4 protein-coding genes and 1 riboswitch are annotated in these 2,545 nt (G+C 38.6%); of the genes, 1 reads left to right on the top strand and 3 read right to left on the bottom strand.

Annotated elements, in window-relative coordinates:
• Positions 1-202 precede the first annotated feature (202 nt).
• A riboswitch (yybP-ykoY riboswitch) is annotated at positions 203-386 on the top strand.
• A 6-nt stretch (positions 387-392) separates the two neighbouring features.
• Complete coding sequence (gene mntP / locus JK188_RS17050; protein ID WP_148444745.1) at positions 393-974, top strand: manganese efflux pump MntP; 582 nt, start codon at positions 393-395, stop codon at positions 972-974.
• Between the two features lie 56 nt (positions 975-1,030).
• Here the strand turns inward: mntP and rlmA are convergent, their stop codons facing one another.
• From rlmA to JK188_RS17065, 3 genes are all read right to left on the bottom strand, one after another.
• Complete coding sequence (rlmA, locus tag JK188_RS17055; protein ID WP_211885766.1) at positions 1,031-1,852, bottom strand: 23S rRNA (guanine(745)-N(1))-methyltransferase; 822 nt, start codon at positions 1,850-1,852, stop codon at positions 1,031-1,033.
• 111 nt (positions 1,853-1,963) lie between these two features.
• On the bottom strand, positions 1,964-2,176 hold the full coding sequence (locus tag JK188_RS17060; protein WP_211885767.1) for an acid-shock protein: 213 nt from the start codon (positions 2,174-2,176) through the stop codon (positions 1,964-1,966).
• A gap of 72 nt (positions 2,177-2,248) precedes the next feature.
• The gene (locus JK188_RS17065; RefSeq protein WP_211885768.1) at positions 2,249-2,446 is read right to left on the bottom strand and encodes an acid-shock protein; all 198 of its coding nucleotides are present in this window, start codon (positions 2,444-2,446) and stop codon (positions 2,249-2,251) included.
• Between the last annotated feature and the right edge of the window lie 99 nt (positions 2,447-2,545).

A 2,545-nucleotide genomic window follows, 5' to 3' on the forward strand; every position in this document is an offset into this window, starting at 1 on the left:
ATCTTGATGATTTACAAAAGATTTATGATTTTTTTATTAATCATAAATAACTACTTTATATATTGGTATAAATATTAAGGTTAATTAAATGTTTAATTAACCTTAACTTTGTTAATATCGAAAATGAAAATTATTCTCATTTAAAAAATATATTTATTAATAATTAATATTTTGCCTTTATTAAAATCTATGATATCTTTCGTCCCACGTCATTGGGGAGTAGCCTGTTCTGGAATGTATTCTTTCCAGAAAATCCGTGTCAACATACTCGTTTGTTTTTAAACGTGGTGCGGATGCCATTTATTGGTTGGCAAGACCATAGACACATAAATACGCCTTTTGGTTGGGGGTAATTTATGTGTATATGGAAACACCCAACCGAGATTATTGTTATGAGCTTTTACGCAACTCTCATCCTTGCCTTCGCGCTCTCTATGGATGCTTTCGCTGTCGCTATTTGTAAGGGCGCAGTGCTCCATAAACCTCGTTTTCGTGAAATTCTTCGTACTGGTTTTATCTTTGGTTTTATTGAAGCTATCACACCGATCATTGGCTGGGGCATTGGTATTTTAGCCAGCCAGTATGTTATCCGTTGGGATCACTGGATTGCGTTTGCCCTGCTATTCATTCTTGGCGGACGTATGATCTGGCAAAGTCTAACCACCAAAGATGAAGATTGCTGCGCTAAACCATCTAGTCACAGTGCAGGAAATTTAGTGTTATCTGCCATCGCCACCAGTCTTGATGCGATGGCAATTGGTTTAGGTCTGGCTTTCCTGCAAGTAGATATCGTCCATACAGCGATGACTATCGGCTTAACCACGATGATAATGGCCACAATTGGAATGATGATTGGCCGTTACGTAGGTCCATTATTAGGAAAAAAAGCAGAGATTTTAGGCGGGCTGGTGCTTATTGCGATTGGATTTAATATCCTCTTTGAGCATCTCGAATTATTTATGTACGCACCATGATCTTCCTGTTCCCCCTGAGTCATTCAGGGGGAACAGTTTGAGATTTAATACGGGTTTTAGTCTTTATATTGATAAACTCGGATCAGAAAATCAGCAGTATAATCTTTCACGTTTCCCTGCTTTAATTGCTGTTTCACCTCTTCAGAAGCTCGCCATGCAAACGGCGTCATCTCTAACAATGCAAATGCCTCTTCTCCTTCAAGATCCATCACATAATTTAAGCGAGTCTCATCAATCAATTTAAAGTCTGGAAGGTCTTCGTCTTTTGCAGGGTGTAATTTCACTTCATCATAAATCAAGGCTTTTAATTCTTGCAGATGTTCTGCTGCCGGCGTTACCGTAATTAAAATTCCCATTGGTGTTAATACTCGGCTTAATTCTTGCGCCTTACAGGGTGCATAAATACGAATAATGGCACTCAAACTCGAATCCGCAAACGGTAAACGATGACTTGAAGCAACACAGAAATTAACTGATTTATAGCGCTTAGCAGCAAAACGGATTGCCACTTTCGATACATCCAGCCCATACACACTAACAGATTTAGATGCCGCCTTTAATGACTGAGCAAAATGATCAGTGTAATACCCTTCCCCACAACCGATATCGAGTATATTTTCACTGCTCTCAGGTAGATATTGAGCGAGCTTGTCAGCGACCTTATCGCGCATTGGCTGATAATGACCCGCATCTAAAAACTGACGACGAGAAACCATCATTTCTAGGCTATCACCTGGATCTTTAGAACGCTTATGCTGTACAGGGAGCAAATTAACATAACCCTCTTTGGCGCAATCAAACTGGTGATTTGCTTCACAACGATAGCTACTGTTAATTAAATTGAGGGGTTTTAAACACAAGGGGCATTGATAATTCATATGGTTACACTGATTTAAAAATAATGCTCAGTATACCATATAAGCTGTCAAGCAGCGCCATGGAATTATACCCCATGGCACCGTGACGTAATCTAGAGGAGTATAGCGAACTTATTTACCTGCTTTAGCCGCTTCAGGTGCTTTGACTTCACCTGGCTGTTTCACTTCACTCTTTTTAACTTCTTTTTTACCATGCTCTGCTTTGGCAACTTCGTGCGTTTTCACACCATGGTTTACATGTTCAGTTTTCGCAGTGGTATTTGCTAATGCAGCACCAGAAACAGCTAATGACAGAACAGTTGCGATTGCTAATAATTTTTTCATTTTGAACGCCTTATTTAAATTCAAACTAACGAGTAATTGGTATAAAACTTATATTTTGGTGTAGCTAAAAATTTAAATGGCTTTTTCGGCACTTTTATCTTTAGTTGCACTCACTTTTTTCTCAGTTTTCACTTTTGCGTGATGAGCTTTCGCTGAGTGATGAGCGGTAGCAATTGGCGCTACTGGCTCAGTTTTGGTTGTTGTATTTGCTAATGCAGCACCAGAAACAGCTAATGACAATACAGTTGCGATTGCTAATAACTTTTTCATACTAAGTACCTTAAGATTAATTTATTAAGCAAGGATGTTCTTGCCACATTAATAAATCATATCTACAGATCATTTCGCAATAGGAGAATATTAAAGACT

It is taken from the genome of Providencia sp. JGM181 (assembly GCF_018257375.1).
Lineage (GTDB): Bacteria > Pseudomonadota > Gammaproteobacteria > Enterobacterales > Enterobacteriaceae > Providencia > Providencia lanzhouensis.